The organism is Xanthobacter sp. BG11Y11_SDJG (genome assembly GCF_057364445.1).
This window is the reverse complement of the sequence record NZ_JBNFNU010000066.1, coordinates 1-15,108: the sequence shown is the minus strand read 5'-3', so window position 1 is coordinate 15,108 and position 15,108 is coordinate 1. Positions and strand designations below refer to the sequence as shown.

Here is a 15,108-nt window from a genome sequence, read left to right as displayed (position 1 = left end):
GCCCTTCAGCGCCAGCGTGCGGCCCTCCGGGCTGTCGGCGGCGGTGAGCACGGGGCGCGCGCCGCCCTCCGGCAGGAAGGCCGCGAGCGCCTCCACCGCGAGGCCTGTCATGCGCAGGTTGCAGCGCCGGTCCACCAAACCGTGGCGGACGAAATAGCCCCGGTCGAGGTCCATGAACGGGTCGAGGAACATGGCGACCGCGGGATGTGCCAGCGCGCAGGCGTAAAGCTCCGCAGCGGCGGCGAGGATGGCGCCGTCGTCGGTCACGTTCGCCGCCGGATTGTTGGCGGCGACGCGCAGATGCAGATCCATGAGCGCGCCGGTGCGGGTGGCGAAGGCGTCGAGCTCGGCGGAGAGCGCGACGAGATCGGTGCCGAGCCCGGCGCGGATCACGAAGCCATCCACCGGCAGGTCCAGGAGACTCTCCACCTCCGGCAACTGGTCCGGCCGGAAGCCATGGGAGACGAACAGCTCGATCTTCGAGCCCACCTTCACGTCGTCCGCCGAGGTGGCGACCCGCGCCAGCAGCACCGGCCGGCCGAGCGCGGCACGGAAGGCGGAAAGGTCGTCCTTGGCGGCGGCGATGGCATCGAACGGCAGCACGCACTCGAAGCGGTCGACGAGGTCGCGGTTCTCGACCAGCGCCTGCCGCGCCGCGCCCTTGGGCACGCCGAAGCCCGAGACGGTGAAGCGGAAGCCGTTCGCCACCAGATCGCCCATGCGGGCGCGGGCATAGGGGTCGATGAGGTCGTCGAGCGGCACCCTGAGGCGCCGCGTGCCGAGCCGCCAGAGCGCGGCCAGCGGATAGTCGTTGCGGGCCCGCTTGCGCACGAACTCGTCCATGGGCCCGTTCTGCGGCAGCGCCACGATCTCCGCCCAGGGGTGGCGCATGAACACGCCGAGCGGCGCGCGCCGGGCAGCTTCGGGTGCGCGCTCTTGAGCGCGAGGCGCGGGGCGACGGGCGACGCGGCATCGGCGGCGCCCAGCTCACGGCCATAGCTCGACACGTAGCGCACCACATGGCCGTCGGCATGCACGTCCACCAGCGCGAAGCCGAGCTTCTCGGCATCGTCGCGGCCGTTCTCCGGCGCCGCCTCGATGCGGAACATCTCGGAATAGTCCTGCCGCACGAAGGATGTGGCCGGCATCACATAGTATTCGGTGCCGGCAAGCCGGTGGTAGAAGATATTGTGCACGTGCCCCGCGAACACCGCCTCCACCGCGTGGCGGGCGAACAGCGCCAGGAGGTCCGAGCGGGCCGGCTCGTCCACATTGTCATAGGTGGAGGGCTCGTCGGGGGAGAGCACGAACAGCGGATAGTGCATGAACACGAACACGCGCTTGCCCTGCGAGGCGGCCAGCGTTTCCTCCAGCCATTGGCGCTGCGCGGCCTCCATGGGCAGGCCCGAATTCATCACCGGCGTATTGAGGGTGATGACGCGGATGGCGTCGTGGTCGACCACCCGGTAGCTCGGCCCGTAGGTCTTCTCGTGGATGGCGATCCAGCTCTCGCGCACCCCCTTGGCCGGCATGGCGGGGTTGGGCTTGTCGCCGATGTCGTGGTTGCCCGGCAGCACGTGCATCCGGTTGTGATGCTGGCGGAACACCTCCTGGGTGAGGGCGACCGCCTCGTCGAAGGTGGGCAGCTCCGGCACCGGGTGCACCAGGTCGCCGAGATGGATCACGAATTGCGGCGCGTAGCGCGCGATCTCGCGGGCGATGAAGCGGGCGCGGCCGGTGGCGCGCTCGTTCACCTTCCAGGGGGCGGACTGGTCGCCGCTCTCGGGCTTCACATGGGTGTCGCCCACGACGGCGAACGTGAAAAGGCGTGTCTCGGGATGCAGCATCACGGACTCAAAACGCTTGGGGGGAGGGGTGTCGCGTCGAAAGGGTGCGGCGCCCGGCGAAGGCGGGGCGCCGCACCGGGGCTCAGCTGCCCTTTTCGGAATGCACGGTCTCGAAGAAGTAGTCCTTCCAGGAAGCCGGCTTCTGCTTCAGCGCGCCGGTCTTGTACATGAACTCGGCGATCTTCATGCTTTCCTTCGGGAAGATGTCGAAGTCGTAGGTCGGCGAGGCGAGGATCTCCTCGACGATGGCGCGGTCGGTCTTGTCGCCCGTCACCGCATAGTATTTGTCGATGGAGCCCTTCAGGTCGGACTTGATGAGGCCGACCGCCTTCTTCTGCGCCTCCATGAAGGCCTCGACCAGCTTCGGGTTGTTCTTCACGAAGTCAGCCTTGGCGTAGATCACGCTCAGCGTCGCCGGGCCGCCCTGGATGGTGAAGGAATCGGCCACCTTGCGGATGCCGGGCACCTTGAGCGCGCGCTCCTGGAACGGCGAGCTCGCCATGTAGCCGGTGATGCCGCCCGCCTTGCTGGTGAGCGCCGCGAACGCCTCGGGGTGGGCCATGGAGACCTGGATGTTGTCCAGTTCGCCCGACTTGCCCGGCCCGAACGCCTGCTCCACGCCCATGGCGAGCACGATGGCCTGGATCGACACCTTGATGGACGGCAGCGCGATCCGGTCGTCGGGTCCGAAGTCCTTGATGGACTTGATGCTGTCCTTATTGGTCAGAAGAAACATGGGCGAGGCGTTAATGGCCGAGAGCGCCTTCACGCCATAATTCTTGGAGGTCTTGTCCCACAGTGTGAGGAGCGGCGAGAGGCCGGCGGAGGCGATCTGCACGGTGTCGGACAAGAGCGCGTCGTTGAGCGGGCCGCCGCCGCCGAGGCGGGCATAGTCCACCTTGAGATCGAGGCCCTTGGCCTTGGCCGCCTCTTCCCACAGCTTGTCGTGCTGCATGACGATGAGCGGCAGATAGGGCAGGCCGATCTGGGTGGCGACCTTGACGGACGACATCTCGGCGCGCGCGGGCGCTCCGGCACAGGCGAGCGCAGCGGCCGCAATGAGGGCGGAACCGGCCAGGCGGCGCGGGCTGAAGGGAAGGGACATCGACAACTCCTCTGGTTGGAGCGCAGCGCCAGCACCGGCGCCGACGGGGGCGCCGCTTCCGGTCGTCTCCCCTATGTGACGTCAAAAGCCTATGGTATGGTCAACCATCACACAAGCTCATTTGAACGGCACGGCCGTTTTCATCTAAAGGGAAACAGGTGCACCGTGGAGCGCGGACGGGTCGTGGACGTACCCCTTGAGATGACGGACGGCGGCGCCGAGGGCGCCCATGAGGCGGCAGAGGCGCGCAAGCGCCTGCGCACCTCGGCGGTGCCTCTTTATGTGGCACTGTCGAACCTTCTGCGGGCAGAGATCGAGGAGGGCCGCTGGCCGGTGGGCGCGCAGCTCCCGACCTTGGACCGGCTTTCCGAGATGTACGGCGTCGCCCGCGTCACCGCCCGCCAGGCGCTGGGGGTGCTGGCGGACGACGGCCTCATCGAGCGGGTGCAGGGCAAGGGCACCTTCGTCGCCAGCGGCGCGCCCGAGCGCAAGATCATCCAGCTCGATTCCGACTGGCACAACTTCCTGAAGATGCTCGACGGCAACCTGCCCGAGCCGCTGGTGGTGGACCCCGAAAGCGCGCCGCCGCGCCTCGGCCCGAACGAGGGGCAGCCGGCGGCATCCTACCGCTACATGCGCCGTGTCCACCGGGCGAACGCCCAGCCTTATTGCGTGATCGACGTCTATCTGGCCCGCCACGTCTATGCCCAGGCGCCCGAGGCTTTCGACACGCAGATGGTCATCCCGCTGCTCGGCAAGGTGTGTGGGCCGAGCCTGCAGAAGATGTCCCAGTCGTTCCGGATCATGGCGGCCGACCTCACGGTGGCGCGCTGGCTCGATCTGCCGGTGGGCGCGCCGGTCGGCGAGGTCCGGCGCGTCATCACCGACCAGGACGGCGTCGTGCTCTATCTCGGCATCGGCCAGTATCGGGGCGATCTCGTGGTGTTCAACACCACGCTGGAAGTGCCACGGGTTTAGCCCCGCGCGGTCAGAGCTGGCGCGTCACGTTTTCCGCGAAGGAGAGGATGTGCGCCCGCGATGCCGCTTCGGCCGCATCTGGATCCCCCGCGCGCAGGGCGTCGACGATCGCGGCGTGCTCGTCCACCACGCGGCGGTGGTGCTCGGGGGCGCGCAGCGAGACGAACCACACACGCTGGGCATGCTCGTGCAGATTCCGCAGGATCTCGCCCAGCACCACGTTGCGCGCTGCCGCCGAGATGGCGGCGTGGAACTCGGCGTCGAGGCGCATCAGCATCTCGATGTCCCGCGCGGCCGCCGCCGCCCCGCCCTGACGCACGTTGTCGGCAAGCGCCGCGATCACGCGCGGCGTGGCGCGCTCGGCCGCGAGGCGGGCGCAGAAGCCTTCGTTCACAAGGCGCACGTCCACCATGTCGCGCACCTCGTCGTGGGAGATGGGGCGCACGATGATGCCCTTGCGCGGCAGCACCTCCACGAGGCCGTCGCGCATCAGCCGGTCGAACGCCTGGCGCACCGGCGTGCGCCCGAGGCCGAGGCTGGCGGACACCGCCGCCTCGCTCAGCGCCTCGCCGGGGCGGAAGGCGCACATGATGATGCGCCTTTTGATGGTCTCGTAGGCCTCGTCGCGCAGCGAACGCGGCGCGCCCGCACCCTCGCGGTCCTCGCCCGCGTCGAGCGTCATCAGGTCCGGCGCGCGCTCGCTCGGCATCATCCCAGCTCCGCCGCGCGCTTCAGGCTCGCGAACATGGACACCCGCAAGAGATAGTCCCGCATGGCGGCGGGGTCGTCCTTGACGTGCCGCATCTGCTGCGTGAAGCGCGCCTGGTCCTCGGGGCTCGCTGCCTCCAGGTTGCGCTTGTTCTGGATCGTCTGCGTCTGCACGTATTCCACCGTCACCTGCCGGCGCTGGAGGTCGTAGCGGTCGAGTTCGTCCGCGCCGGCCTCCTTGTGCCACACGTTGGCGAGGCGCTGGGAGAGGCTGACGGCATCGTGGATGCCGCCGTTCATGCCCATGCCGCCGAGCGGGTTGTTGATGTGGGCGGCATCGCCCGCCAGGAAGGCGCGGCCGACGCGGTAGGTCTTCGCCACGCGCTGGTGCACCCGGTAGAGGGTGGCGTGGGCGATCTCGAACGCCGGCGGCCGGCCGGGCAGGCGCGCTTCAGCAGCGACTGGCCGAAGGCGGCGGAGACCGCGTCCTGGTCGCTCATGTCGGGATGGACCGGGAACATCACCCGCCACAGGTCCGGCACCTTCAGCAGGAAGTGCCACAGATCGGGGTCGGCGACGTAGGACACCGCGTCCAGGTTCGGCATCACGGAATAGAAGTCGAACGGGGTGGAGAGCACCAGGAAGCGCTCGGGCCAGGTGAAGCCCTCGAATTCGATGCCGAGCGCCTGGCGCACCTGCGAGCGGGCGCCGTCGGCGCCGATCAGCCAGCGCCCGCGCCGAGTCTCCACCGCGCCGCCCTCCCGGGCGATCTCCACCGAGACGCCGTCCGCGTCCTGCGTCACGCCCACCACGCGGCGGCCGAATTCGATCTCGAACCCCGGGGTGCCCTCAAGCTTGTTCAGAAGGATCCGGGTGAGCTTGAACTGCTCGGACTGGAGCCGGTAGGGGTGCCGCGTGGCATCGGCGATGGCGGCAAAGTCGAAGTCGGCGATCACCTCGCCGCTCATGCGCCGGTACTGGAAGCGCGGGGCGACAAGGCCCTCGGCGATCAGTTCCTCGGCGGCGCCCAGCTCGTCCAGCATGTCGAGCGTCGGCGGGTGGAAGGTCGAGGCGCGCGATTCCGTCGCCAGCGCCCGCTCGCCCTCGAACACCGTCACCGGCACGCCGCGCCGCACCAGCTCCGCCGCCGCCACCATGCCCACCGGCCCCGCGCCGGCGATGAAGACCCGCTCTTCCATTTCGCTTCGTCCTTGCCTCGTGTCCTATGGGTCTCGAAAACACCTCGGTATCGGACCGGTGTGCGGCGCGTGCTCCTCAGGGTGTCGGGAAGCGCCACCCTCGCTGGTCTCATGTCCTCCTGCCGTCATGCCCCGGCTTGTCCGGGGCATCCACCGCGCGGCTCGCGCGCCGTGTCAGAACCGGGCAGGCCCGGCCCACAGGCGTGGACCCCCCGGACAAGCCGGGGGGTGACGGAACGGCAAATGCCGCGGATCTCTCAACCCCATGTCGGTGCCTCGCAGCCTTCACGCAGCCGACGACGCGTCCCGCCCCGACACGGAGATCCAGTGGCGGATCTCCGAGCGGATGCGGTCCACCTCGGCCGGGGTGTCGCTGGCGCCCTCGGGCACCGCGATCTGGTGCACGAGGCGCGCCGGCGCGCCGAACACCAGGATGCGGGTGCCCAGATAGATCGCCTCGTCGATGGAGTGGGTGACGATCAGGAACGTCATCTTCTGGCGCCGCGCCAGCGCGCGGAAGTCCGAGCGCAGGCGCATGGCGGTGATTTCGTCCAGCGCGCTGAAGGCCTCGTCCAGCAGGATGATATCCGGGCCGGTGGCGAAGGCGCGGGCGATGTTGGTGCGCTGGCGCATGCCTCCCGACATCTCGCTCGGCAGCGCCTCGGTGAAGGCGCCGAGGCCGACCGCCCTGAGCCATTCGCGCGCCCGCTCGCGCCGCTCGGCCTCCGGCACGCCCTGGATCTGCAGACCGAGCGCCACATTGTCGGTGGCGGTGAGCCAGGGCAGGAGGCGGTCCTCCTGGAAGATGCGGGCGATGCGGCCCTTCTTGCGGATGAACTTCTCCACCGGCTCGCCGTCGATGGTGATGCGCCCGCCGTCCAGGCTCTTCAGGCCCAGCAGGCAGTCGAACAGCACCGACTTGCCGGCGCCGGTGGGGCCGACGATGGCGACATATTCGTTGTCGGCCACGTCGAAGGTCAGCTCGCGGATCGCCTCCACGGCGCCGCCGCTCTTCTGGATGAAGGACTTCCTCGCCTTCTCGACGCGGATCTTCACGGGGGATTGTGCGGTCATGGCGGGCCTCACGTGCGGTCGTGGTGGTCGCCGCGCCAGCGCAGCACGATGCGTTCGAGGGCCTCGACGCCGTGGGTCATCAGGATCGCCACCGCCACCATGATCAGGGTCCAGGCGAGCACCATGGCCATGTCGAAGACGTTCTTGGCGAGGTCGAGTTCGCGGCCGATGCCGAACGAGGCGCCCACCAGCTCGGCCACGATCACGGTGCGCACCGCATTGCCGATGTTGAGCTTGGTGGCGGTGAAGGCGAACGACTTCACGAACGGCCACAGCAGCAGGCGGATGTATTGCGCGCGGCTGGCGCCGAAGGAGAGCACCATGTCGGTGAGCCGGCGGTCGATGGAGCGCACGCCGTCATAGACGCAGAAGGCGGTGATCGGCACGCACAGCATCACCAGCACGAAGGCGATGCGCAGCTCCACGTTGGAGAACCAGATCACGACGATGATGACCCAGTTCAGCGCCGGCACGCCCATGATGAACTTGATGAGGGGGCGCAGGAAGTCGTCCGCGCCGCGCCACAGCCCCATGGCGAGGCCGATGGGCACGCCGATGAGGAGCGACAGCATCACCGCGAACATCATCCGCGCGAAGGTGATGAGCCCCTGGGAGAGCATGTCCCAGGTGGTGAGGATGGTGAGGATGTTCTTCGCGATGTCGCCGAGGCTCGGGAACAGGATCGGCGGAAAGAACAGCGAGGCGGTCTGCCAGGCGATGGCGAGCACCGCGAACGGCGCGACGGCCTTCAGGACCCGCACGGCGCCGCGCCGGAGGCGGCTCGGCGCGGGGGCCGCGACTGCGATGTCGGACATGAGGCGATCCTCCGTGACCGGTCCCGGCGGCGCGGCGAAGCCGGCGGCCGGGACCGTCGTTTCTGTCGCTTATTTCTTCGGCCAGGCGTAATAGACGCCGGCGTCGGGGACGGCATTGAGGAGCCGCTTCCTTGAACCCTTGAACAGGGCGTCGAGGTTGTCCTTCTGCTCGATGGCGGGCACGACCACGAAGGTGGTGATCTTCATCTTACGGCTCTCCTGCAGCGCCTCCACCGGCACCTTGGCGAACTCGGAGATGATCTTGTCCGCCTCTTCCGGATTGGTGTTGTAGAAGTCGGCGGCCTCCTGCCACATCTTCAGGGTGGCCTGAACCTTGTCCGGGTTGGCGTCGATCCAGGCCTTGTGCGCGAACGCGCCGAGATACCAGACCGGGGCGTCGGACTTCATGCCGAGGGCGTCCCGGATCGAGGCGTTCATGTCGCCCACCAGGTGGAAGCCCTTGATGAGGGTCGAGGACAGGGCCGGGTCGAACAGCAGGCCGGCGTCCGCGCGGTCGGCGAGCAGCATGGTCTGCACCGCCGCCGGGGCGGCATCGACCACGTTGATGTTCTTGCGCGGGTCGAGGTCGTTCTGCTTCAGGAAGAACGAGGCCATGCCGTAGAAGCCGGACGAGGTGGTCGCCGCCACCGTCTTGCCCTTGAGGTCCGCCGGCTTGGTGATGTCCGCCTTGTTGGAGACGAAGGCGTGGTTGGCGGTGGAGATGGTGAACAGCAGCTGCACCGGCATGCCGCGGGTGTAGAAGTTCGCCCCCGAGAACAGCGCGCCGAAGACGTGCGTGGTGCGGCCCGCGGCGAAGTCCGAATAGAGGATGCCGGGGTTCGGGTAGAGCTTGATGTCGAAGTCGAGCCCGTATTTCTTGTCGAGCCCGCGCTTCTGGATGATCGGCACCAGGAAGGAGCCGTTGGAGGGCGGGGCGAGGCCGCCGGCGCCGGAGACTGTCTCCTGCGCGTGGGCGGGCGTCGCGAGCGCCAGGGCGCCGGCCAGAAGGCCGGCAACGGCGGCGGAGCGGCGCGTCAGAGTGCCTAAAATCGTCGTCATGGCTTGTCCCCTTCCGGTTGTTCTGGTGGACGGGTCGGGCGGTCCGACACTCAGCCGAGCACGGGCAGCACGATCACGTCGTAGCCGTGGCGGATGGTGCGGCCGAGCACCGGGTCCTCGATCTCGAACTCGAAGCGGTCGGCTGGGCGGATGCCGCCATGGGCGGCGAGGGTGCCGCAGAACATGGCGGCGCCGCCCTCGAACGGCCCGTCATAGCCCTCGAGGATGTCCAGTGGCGGCAGCATGGCGGCGACCGAACCCTCCTGGTAGAGCGCGCGCTCGCCGCCGGTGACGGCGTAGGAGCGCAGCATCAGGCGGTCCCAGTGCGGCAGCACCTCGTCGAGCGCCCACAGTTCGGGCGCCACCGGCTTGTCGCACATCTGCTTGGAGACGGTGATGTTGTAGGTCTCGACCTTGCGGTCGGTGTGGTCCGAGCCGATGCCGAGGAAGCGGCGGGCGCCGGTCTTGAGGATCATGAACTCCACCTCGCCGGACGAATCCGGGCCGGTGGATTCGATCGCGTCGGCGGTGGTCAGGCGGGCGGCGGCGACGCGGTAATAGATCGGCGTCGAGGCGGGGCGCGGCACGCCCAGCTCCTCCAGCTCCTTGATGTGCTTTTCCAGAGCGGCCTTGTCGCGTCCGGTCCAGCCGGCGATGACGGCGGTGCGGATGAGGACGGTTTCCTCAAAGGCGCGGCCGTCGGCGTGGATGGTGAAGGTCAGGGCCTGGGCGTGTCCGGCTGCGGACATCTTGCTTCCTCCTGCTGGGGTCTGAAAAAGCGGGATCGGCGCTACCATCAGGGGGGTGAAGCGGCGGCGCCCGATCCCCACGCGACGGCGCCGGTCAGCTGGGCGTGCGTGTGTCGGGGAGCGTCCCCGCCCGGTCCGTCGTTTCCGGGCGGGCGGCCGACGCCGCGCCGCCGTCGGCGCGGGAGGGGGCGCGGTCTGCTGGGTGCATGGGGTGGAAGGGACCTCCGGCAAGCGGCCTCAGGCGCGAACGGATCGGGCGGCGTTGCCTTGGATACAAAGCGATCTGCGCGGCGGTTTCAAGCTGAAATTTCAGGCGGATTTCAGAAGCCTCGCACGCGATGCCATATAGGGAATTGTCGCTGTCCTATTATGATAAGACATTGAAGGGTCGCGGTTAAATGCATCCGTGGGGGCGTCTCCGGGCGCGGTCGTCGCGGCCGGATGCCGAAGCGTGAGGCGCCGCGATGCCCAAGGATGCGCCATCGCGCCAGGGCTTTTCCCGGCGCCGGCGGTTGCGTGCTACGGCGCCTCCGCCGCGTGGCGCGGCAGGCCGGGGCCGAGGCCGTCCGCCATGGCGAGGGCGGTTGATGTCCAGATGTGGTGGGTGGGCGTCAGCACGTCCGGGTCATCGAGGGTGCCCAGCGACACGTCCACCGCATCCTCGCGCGCCATGTCGAACAGGATCGGGCTGCCGCAGGTGCCGCAGAAGCCGCGGGAGACGCCGGGGGAGGAGGCGTAGGTCGCCATGACCCCTTGCACGACCTCGAAATCCCCGCGCGCCACGGTGACCCACGGCAGGGCGGCCGAGCCGGAGGCGCGGCGGCAGAGGGTGCAGTGGCACCAATAGGCCGCGCGCGGATGGCGCAGCCGGTAGCGCACCGCGCCGCACAGGCAGCCGCCTTGGAGGACCATGACCGTTCTCCCTGAAATCCCGGCCAATCCCGGATGAATCCCGCCCCGTCGGTCTCGCTCAGGTGGCGATGGCGAGATCGGCCCACACCGGCACGTGGTCGGACGGCTTCTCCCAGGCGCGCACATGCTTGTCGATGCCCACGGCGATCAGCCGGTCCGCCGCCTGCGGCGAGAGCAGCAGGTGGTCGATGCGGATGCCGTTGTCGCGCTGCCAGGCGCCAGCCTGGTAGTCCCAGAAGGTGAAGAGGCGCGGCGCATCGGAGGCGGCGCGCACGGCGTCGATCAGGCCGAGATGGATCAATTCGCGGAATGCCTGCCGGGTGCGCGGCAGGAACAGCGCGTCGCCCGTCCAGGCCGCCGGGTCGGCGGCGTCCTCCGGCATGGGGATGACGTTGAAGTCGCCGGCCAGCACCAGCGGCTCCTCCAGCTTCAGCCGGTCTTCGGCGAACGCCTTCAGGCGCGCCATGAAAGAGAGCTTGTAGGGGTATTTCTCGGTGTCCGGCGGGTTGCCGTTGGGAAGGTAGAGGCAGGCGACGCGCACCACGCCCGATTTCACCGAGACCACCGCCTCGATGAAGCGCGCCTGCTCGTCGCCGTAGTCGCCGGCAAGCCCATGGGTCACGTCCTCCAGCGGCAGCTTGGAGAGCAAAGCGACGCCGTTGAAGCCCTTCTGGCCGTGCACGCTCACATTGTAGCCGAGGCTCTCGAACGGCTCCTTCGGGAACGCCTCGGTCTGGCACTTGATCTCCTGGAGGCAGACCACCTCCGGATCGGTCGCCTTCAGCCACGCCACCGCGTGGTCGAGCCGCTGGCGGATGGAGTTCACGTTCCAGGTGGCGATGCGCATGGGGGGCTCCTCGGGCCGGCGAGGATAGCGCGCGGCGGCGCCGCGCAAGGGTAGAGGGCGGTTGGACGAGGGGGCGGCTCTTGAAAATCCAGGCGAATGCGAGTCCCACCAATCAGCAGCGTGGCAATGCCTCAATGCCTTCCGCCTTGGCGTCGAGCTGGTTGGAGAGATCGCTGATTTTCCCTCCGGCCGTCATGGGCCAAGCCCCTGCGCGACAACCGAATAGTGCGGACACCATCCTGTCTGCAGACTTTAAGTATCTTCTCAGCTCGGAGTATCCGCCGTGGATGCCGGGGTAGGCTCGGCTCAATGATTAGGCTCTCTATCCATCTGGAACCCCCACCTTGAGCTTGATTTCATCATATTTCACGGCTGCGCCTCTGCGGAGCACGACCGGATGCCTCTACTCCAATTGGAGGATGCAATAACCGAAGCAAACCGCAATCCTGATCACCAGATAGATCTGGGAGAGATTCGATGCATCGTAAATTCCTGGCGGGATATTTGTTTTTGGCGCCACCGTAATGGCCGGCCTCGTGATCCAGCCTGAAGCTGCTATTGCGCAACAACATTGTGCAGAGACATTTTATAATAATAATAATAGGCTCGTATTAGCAAATAGCTGTTCGGTTCCTATGCAGATCGCAATTCGTGGCAGTCAAAACTGTCGAAACTGGTGCAGTTATCCGCTTAGCGGCGGCCAAAATATTATGGTCCCGATATATGGAAACGAGAGATATTGGGTGCGCGTCTGCCAGTGGGGTAAATTTCCGCGTGATAATCCGGATGGGACATATTTTTGTGGCCAATAACCCGTTGCAATTCTTATGTTGTGTTGTGCTGTGGCGAACTTGAATTTGCTTGCAGTTTGTCGGACGCTACAAGTCGCAAAAAGGTGAAGTCGTGTCCGGCTAGGCAACCCCCTGGTTCGACCCCTGGTGGCGGGCGGTAGGTTCGTGTGGTGGCGGATCGCTTGCATCAGCATCCGTTCCGTGGGCAAGCGATCCTTTGGATTTCACCGAAGGTCGGCAACTCGGGGGCGAATCAACGCGTGGGGTGAGTGCGGTTGGGTCGGATGCGGGCCGGTCCACCGGTCCGTTGAACCCTCTTGCCAGCGGGAGAGGGCGCCGCGGCGCCCGTCATGTCCAAGCGGACCCCCGCCCCCTCCCAGCTTGCGGGCGGCGGCAAAGAATGGCATGGACGATCCTCGCTCCGGCCACCGCGGTATTCCGGCATGACGTTCGCCTCGATCGATGTTCTCTTTTATTTCTTCCCCCTGTTCCTGGCCCTGTATTTTCCGCGAAGACGATTACGACGCGGAACTACATCTTTCTTGCGTTTTCCGTGGTCTTCTACGCGGCCGGCTACACGCCGCACATCATCGTCCTGTTTTTCTCGGTGGCGGTGAACTTCTTCCTCGCGCAGATGATCGACCGGCGCGAGGGGGCCGAACGCAAGAAGATGCTCGTCGTGGCCGTGACGTTCAATATCGGGCTCCTCGGCATCTTCAAATATACCGGGTTCCTGGTCCAGAACCTGAACGTGCTTCTGGAGCCCACCGGCTTCTCGTTTCAGGTTCCCGCCATCGGCCTGCCGCTCGGAATTTCCTTCTATTCCTTCCACGCCATTTCCTACATCGCCGACATCTACAAGCGGAAGGTGCGCGCCAACAAGGACCCGGCCCAGTTCGCGCTCTATATGTGCATGTTCCCGCAGCTCGTGGCCGGCCCCATCGTGCGCTACAACACGGTGGCGCGACAGCTTTCCAAGCGCCGCACCACCTGGGGGCGCTTCTCCGCCGGCGCGCGGCTGTTCGCCATCGGCCTCGCCTGGAAGGTGCTGATCGCCGACGAGCTGGCGCGGCTCGTGGACGGCATCTTCGACACCACCACCAACCCCACCTTCGTGGAGGCCTGGCTCGGCGTCTTCGCCTACACGATCCAGCTCTATTACGATTTCGCCGGCTACTCGACCATGGCCGTGGGCCTCGGCGTGATGGTCGGCTTCGTGCTGCCGCGCAACTTCCGGGTGCCGCTCACCTCGAAGAGCATCACCGAGTTCTGGCGCCGCTGGCACATGAGCCTGTCCACCTTCCTGCGCGACTATCTCTACATCCCCCTCGGCGGCAGCCGGAAGGGCGAGACGCGCACCTATATCAACCTCTGGATCGTCTTCCTGCTGTGCGGCCTGTGGCACGGGGCGAGCTGGAACTTCGTGCTGTGGGGCGGCTATCACGGCATGTTCCTGGCCATGGAGCGCGCCGGGCTCGGCCGCATCCTGGAGCGCCTGCCGGGCGGCCTCGCGCAGATCTATGCCATGGGGGTGCTGATGGTGGGCTGGTGCCTGTTCCGCACCAACTCCATGCCGGAGGCGGTGGAGATGTTCCAGGGCCTCATCGGGCTGAACGGCTTCTACCGCCCCTCCATGGCGCTCAGCTTCGGCCTCACCCCGCTCGCCATCGTCGCCATGATCGTCGGCTCGGCGATCGGCTTCTGGCAGTGGAAGCGCTGGCCCATCCTGTCCGGCGAGGGGCGCTTCGCCATGGTGGCGGACTATGTCTTCATCGGCGTGCTGATGGTGATGAGCGTCATCTGGATCGGCGGCGCCACGTCGACGCCGTTCCTCTATTACCGGTTCTGAGCCATGCCCCTGCTCTCGCACCATCGCCGCTACATGGGCGCCATGATCGTCGGCATCTTCGCGCTGCTGCTGCTGTCGAACCTCATCCCCGATCCGCTCGGGCGCTTCACCTGGCGCTCGGCGCTGCGGCCGGAGCTGGGCTACGGCCACATGATCTCGGTCGCCTTCAACAATGTGGGCGAGTTCATCCAGGACAATTTCGGCTTCCGCGCCTCCCTGCCGGTGCTGCGCCGCGAGCTGCGTGCGGAGCTGGACTCGCCGGACACGCGGCCGATCTATACCGGCCGCACCGGCCAGCTGTTCTGGGGGCGCGAGAACAGCCCCGAGCAGTCCGCCGGAGCCCTGGTGCGGGTGGCGGGCGTGCGCCGCTTCGCCGAGATGATCGGCGAGATGAACGCCATCCTCTCGGTGCGCGGCGCCAAGCTGGTGGTGGCGCTGCCGCCCAACGCGCAGTCGGTGGACCTCGAAGGCCTGCCGGAATGGCACGAGCGGCTGGCCTACAAGACCACCGAGTACGACCTCATGCTCGGCGCCATGAAGGCGCTGGGCGTCACCGCGGTCGACCTGCGCGCGGCGCTGCGCAAGACGCCCTATCCGCGCTATCTGCTCACCGACACCCATTGGAACTTCCGTTCCTCGGTCGCCGCCTTCAATGCGGCGGTGACGGCGGCGGGGCATCCCGAATGGGCGCTCGACCTCTCGCGGGCCATCGGCGCGCAGCGGCCGGTGCCGCCCGGCGACTTGCTGCGCAGCATGCGCATGCCGCCGCAGATCCAGGACCACAATTTCACGCTCAACGTGCCGCTCCGCAAGTTCGCGCCCGACCCGCGCCTGCCGCACCACAACGTGTTCCGCCCCTTCGCCTCCACCGTGTTCCCCTATGGCGGCGGCGGGCCGCGCGTGCTGGTGATGGGCGACAGCTTCAGCGCTCTCGTCTGGCCGCGCCTGTTCATGAATTCCAACGTCAGCGAGGTGGGCTGGATGCACGCCTCGCGTCAGGTGCTCGGCTCCTGCGACTTCAATTTCGACAACCTGCTGCGCTTCAAGCCGGACATCGTCATCTATGCCCGCGGCGAGCGCTTCTTCACCTGCGCGCCGGCGCCTGGCCGCGCACCTGCCGCGCCCGGATGGCGGCGCTCAGGCCAAGGTCGCGGCCGCGGTGCCCGACGCCGTGA

General features: G+C 67.4%; 15 protein-coding genes. 3 read left to right on the top strand and 12 right to left on the bottom strand.

Annotation, left to right across the window (positions count from 1 at the left end):
- The 3 genes from AC2W7M_RS08470 to AC2W7M_RS08460 form a co-directional block, all read right to left on the bottom strand.
- On the bottom strand, nt 1–603 hold a 603-nt coding region (locus tag AC2W7M_RS08470), incomplete at its 3' end, for a hypothetical protein (RefSeq protein WP_486131629.1).
- On the bottom strand, nt 492–1,847 hold the full coding sequence (locus tag AC2W7M_RS08465; RefSeq protein WP_486131627.1) for a metallophosphoesterase family protein: 1,356 nt from the start codon (nt 1,845–1,847) through the stop codon (nt 492–494). The genes AC2W7M_RS08465 and AC2W7M_RS08470, both read right to left, overlap by 112 nt.
- 82 nt (nt 1,848–1,929) lie before the next feature.
- Nucleotides 1,930–2,952, bottom strand: a complete 1,023-nt coding sequence (locus AC2W7M_RS08460; RefSeq protein ID WP_486131625.1) for an ABC transporter substrate-binding protein — start codon at nt 2,950–2,952, stop codon at nt 1,930–1,932.
- 183 nt (nt 2,953–3,135) lie between these two features.
- Here AC2W7M_RS08460 and AC2W7M_RS08455 point away from each other — a divergent pair, with 183 nt between their 5' ends.
- Nucleotides 3,136–3,930 (top strand): GntR family transcriptional regulator, encoded by a 795-nt coding sequence (locus tag AC2W7M_RS08455; RefSeq protein WP_486131623.1) that lies wholly within the window; start codon nt 3,136–3,138, stop codon nt 3,928–3,930.
- 10 nt (nt 3,931–3,940) lie between these two features.
- On the opposite strand, the gene AC2W7M_RS08450 is transcribed toward AC2W7M_RS08455, so the two are convergent.
- From AC2W7M_RS08450 to xth, 9 genes are all read right to left on the bottom strand, one after another.
- Entirely contained in the window at nt 3,941–4,642 is a 702-nt protein-coding gene (locus AC2W7M_RS08450; protein ID WP_486131621.1) for a GntR family transcriptional regulator, read from the bottom strand.
- Nucleotides 4,639–5,019: an FAD-dependent oxidoreductase gene (locus tag AC2W7M_RS08445; RefSeq protein WP_486131619.1), complete on the bottom strand. Its 381-nt coding sequence runs from the start codon at nt 5,017–5,019 to the stop codon at nt 4,639–4,641. The genes AC2W7M_RS08450 and AC2W7M_RS08445 overlap by 4 nt, the downstream gene beginning before the upstream one ends.
- Entirely contained in the window at nt 4,935–5,837 is a 903-nt protein-coding gene (locus tag AC2W7M_RS08440; protein WP_486131617.1) for an FAD-dependent oxidoreductase, read from the bottom strand. The genes AC2W7M_RS08445 and AC2W7M_RS08440 overlap by 85 nt, the downstream gene beginning before the upstream one ends.
- A gap of 285 nt (nt 5,838–6,122) precedes the next feature.
- The gene (locus tag AC2W7M_RS08435) at nt 6,123–6,911 is read right to left on the bottom strand and encodes an ABC transporter ATP-binding protein (RefSeq protein ID WP_486131615.1); all 789 of its coding nucleotides are present in this window, start codon (nt 6,909–6,911) and stop codon (nt 6,123–6,125) included.
- Between the two features lie 8 nt (nt 6,912–6,919).
- Nucleotides 6,920–7,726, bottom strand: a complete 807-nt coding sequence (locus AC2W7M_RS08430; RefSeq protein ID WP_486131613.1) for an ABC transporter permease — start codon at nt 7,724–7,726, stop codon at nt 6,920–6,922.
- A gap of 69 nt (nt 7,727–7,795) precedes the next feature.
- Entirely contained in the window at nt 7,796–8,785 is a 990-nt protein-coding gene (locus AC2W7M_RS08425) for an ABC transporter substrate-binding protein (protein ID WP_486131612.1), read from the bottom strand.
- A 50-nt stretch (nt 8,786–8,835) separates the two neighbouring features.
- Nucleotides 8,836–9,534 (bottom strand): DUF2848 domain-containing protein, encoded by a 699-nt coding sequence (locus AC2W7M_RS08420; RefSeq protein ID WP_486131610.1) that lies wholly within the window; start codon nt 9,532–9,534, stop codon nt 8,836–8,838.
- A gap of 519 nt (nt 9,535–10,053) precedes the next feature.
- Nucleotides 10,054–10,446, bottom strand: coding sequence for a GFA family protein (locus tag AC2W7M_RS08415; RefSeq protein WP_486131608.1), 393 nt, complete (start codon nt 10,444–10,446; stop codon nt 10,054–10,056).
- 58 nt (nt 10,447–10,504) lie between these two features.
- A complete protein-coding gene (gene xth, locus AC2W7M_RS08410) occupies nt 10,505–11,293 on the bottom strand; it encodes an exodeoxyribonuclease III (protein WP_486131606.1) in 789 nt (262 codons plus the stop codon).
- 1,344 nt (nt 11,294–12,637) lie between these two features.
- On the opposite strand from xth, the gene AC2W7M_RS08405 reads away from it, so the two are divergent.
- Both AC2W7M_RS08405 and AC2W7M_RS08400 read left to right on the top strand, forming a co-directional pair.
- Nucleotides 12,638–13,933: an MBOAT family O-acyltransferase gene (locus AC2W7M_RS08405; protein WP_486131604.1), complete on the top strand. Its 1,296-nt coding sequence runs from the start codon at nt 12,638–12,640 to the stop codon at nt 13,931–13,933.
- Between the two features lie 3 nt (nt 13,934–13,936).
- Nucleotides 13,937–15,108: alginate O-acetyltransferase AlgX-related protein (locus tag AC2W7M_RS08400; protein WP_486131602.1), on the top strand; the 1,172-nt coding region annotated here is incomplete at its 3' end.

Bases quoted from the DNA above. Each gene is read 5' to 3' on its own strand.
- AC2W7M_RS08435 (WP_486131615.1), bottom strand. From the start codon at position 6,911: ATGACCGCACAATCCCCCGTGAAGATCCGCGTCGAGAAGGCGAGGAAG.
- AC2W7M_RS08460 (WP_486131625.1), bottom strand. From the start codon at position 2,952: ATGTCCCTTCCCTTCAGCCCGCGCCGCCTGGCCGGTTCCGCCCTCATT.
- xth (WP_486131606.1), bottom strand. From the start codon at position 11,293: ATGCGCATCGCCACCTGGAACGTGAACTCCATCCGCCAGCGGCTCGAC.
- AC2W7M_RS08440 (WP_486131617.1), bottom strand. From the start codon at position 5,837: ATGGAAGAGCGGGTCTTCATCGCCGGCGCGGGGCCGGTGGGCATGGTG.
- AC2W7M_RS08415 (WP_486131608.1), bottom strand. From the start codon at position 10,446: ATGGTCCTCCAAGGCGGCTGCCTGTGCGGCGCGGTGCGCTACCGGCTG.
- AC2W7M_RS08465 (WP_486131627.1), bottom strand. From the start codon at position 1,847: ATGCTGCATCCCGAGACACGCCTTTTCACGTTCGCCGTCGTGGGCGAC.
- AC2W7M_RS08450 (WP_486131621.1), bottom strand. From the start codon at position 4,642: ATGATGCCGAGCGAGCGCGCGCCGGACCTGATGACGCTCGACGCGGGC.
- AC2W7M_RS08430 (WP_486131613.1), bottom strand. From the start codon at position 7,726: ATGTCCGACATCGCAGTCGCGGCCCCCGCGCCGAGCCGCCTCCGGCGC.
- AC2W7M_RS08420 (WP_486131610.1), bottom strand. From the start codon at position 9,534: ATGTCCGCAGCCGGACACGCCCAGGCCCTGACCTTCACCATCCACGCC.
- AC2W7M_RS08425 (WP_486131612.1), bottom strand. From the start codon at position 8,785: ATGACGACGATTTTAGGCACTCTGACGCGCCGCTCCGCCGCCGTTGCC.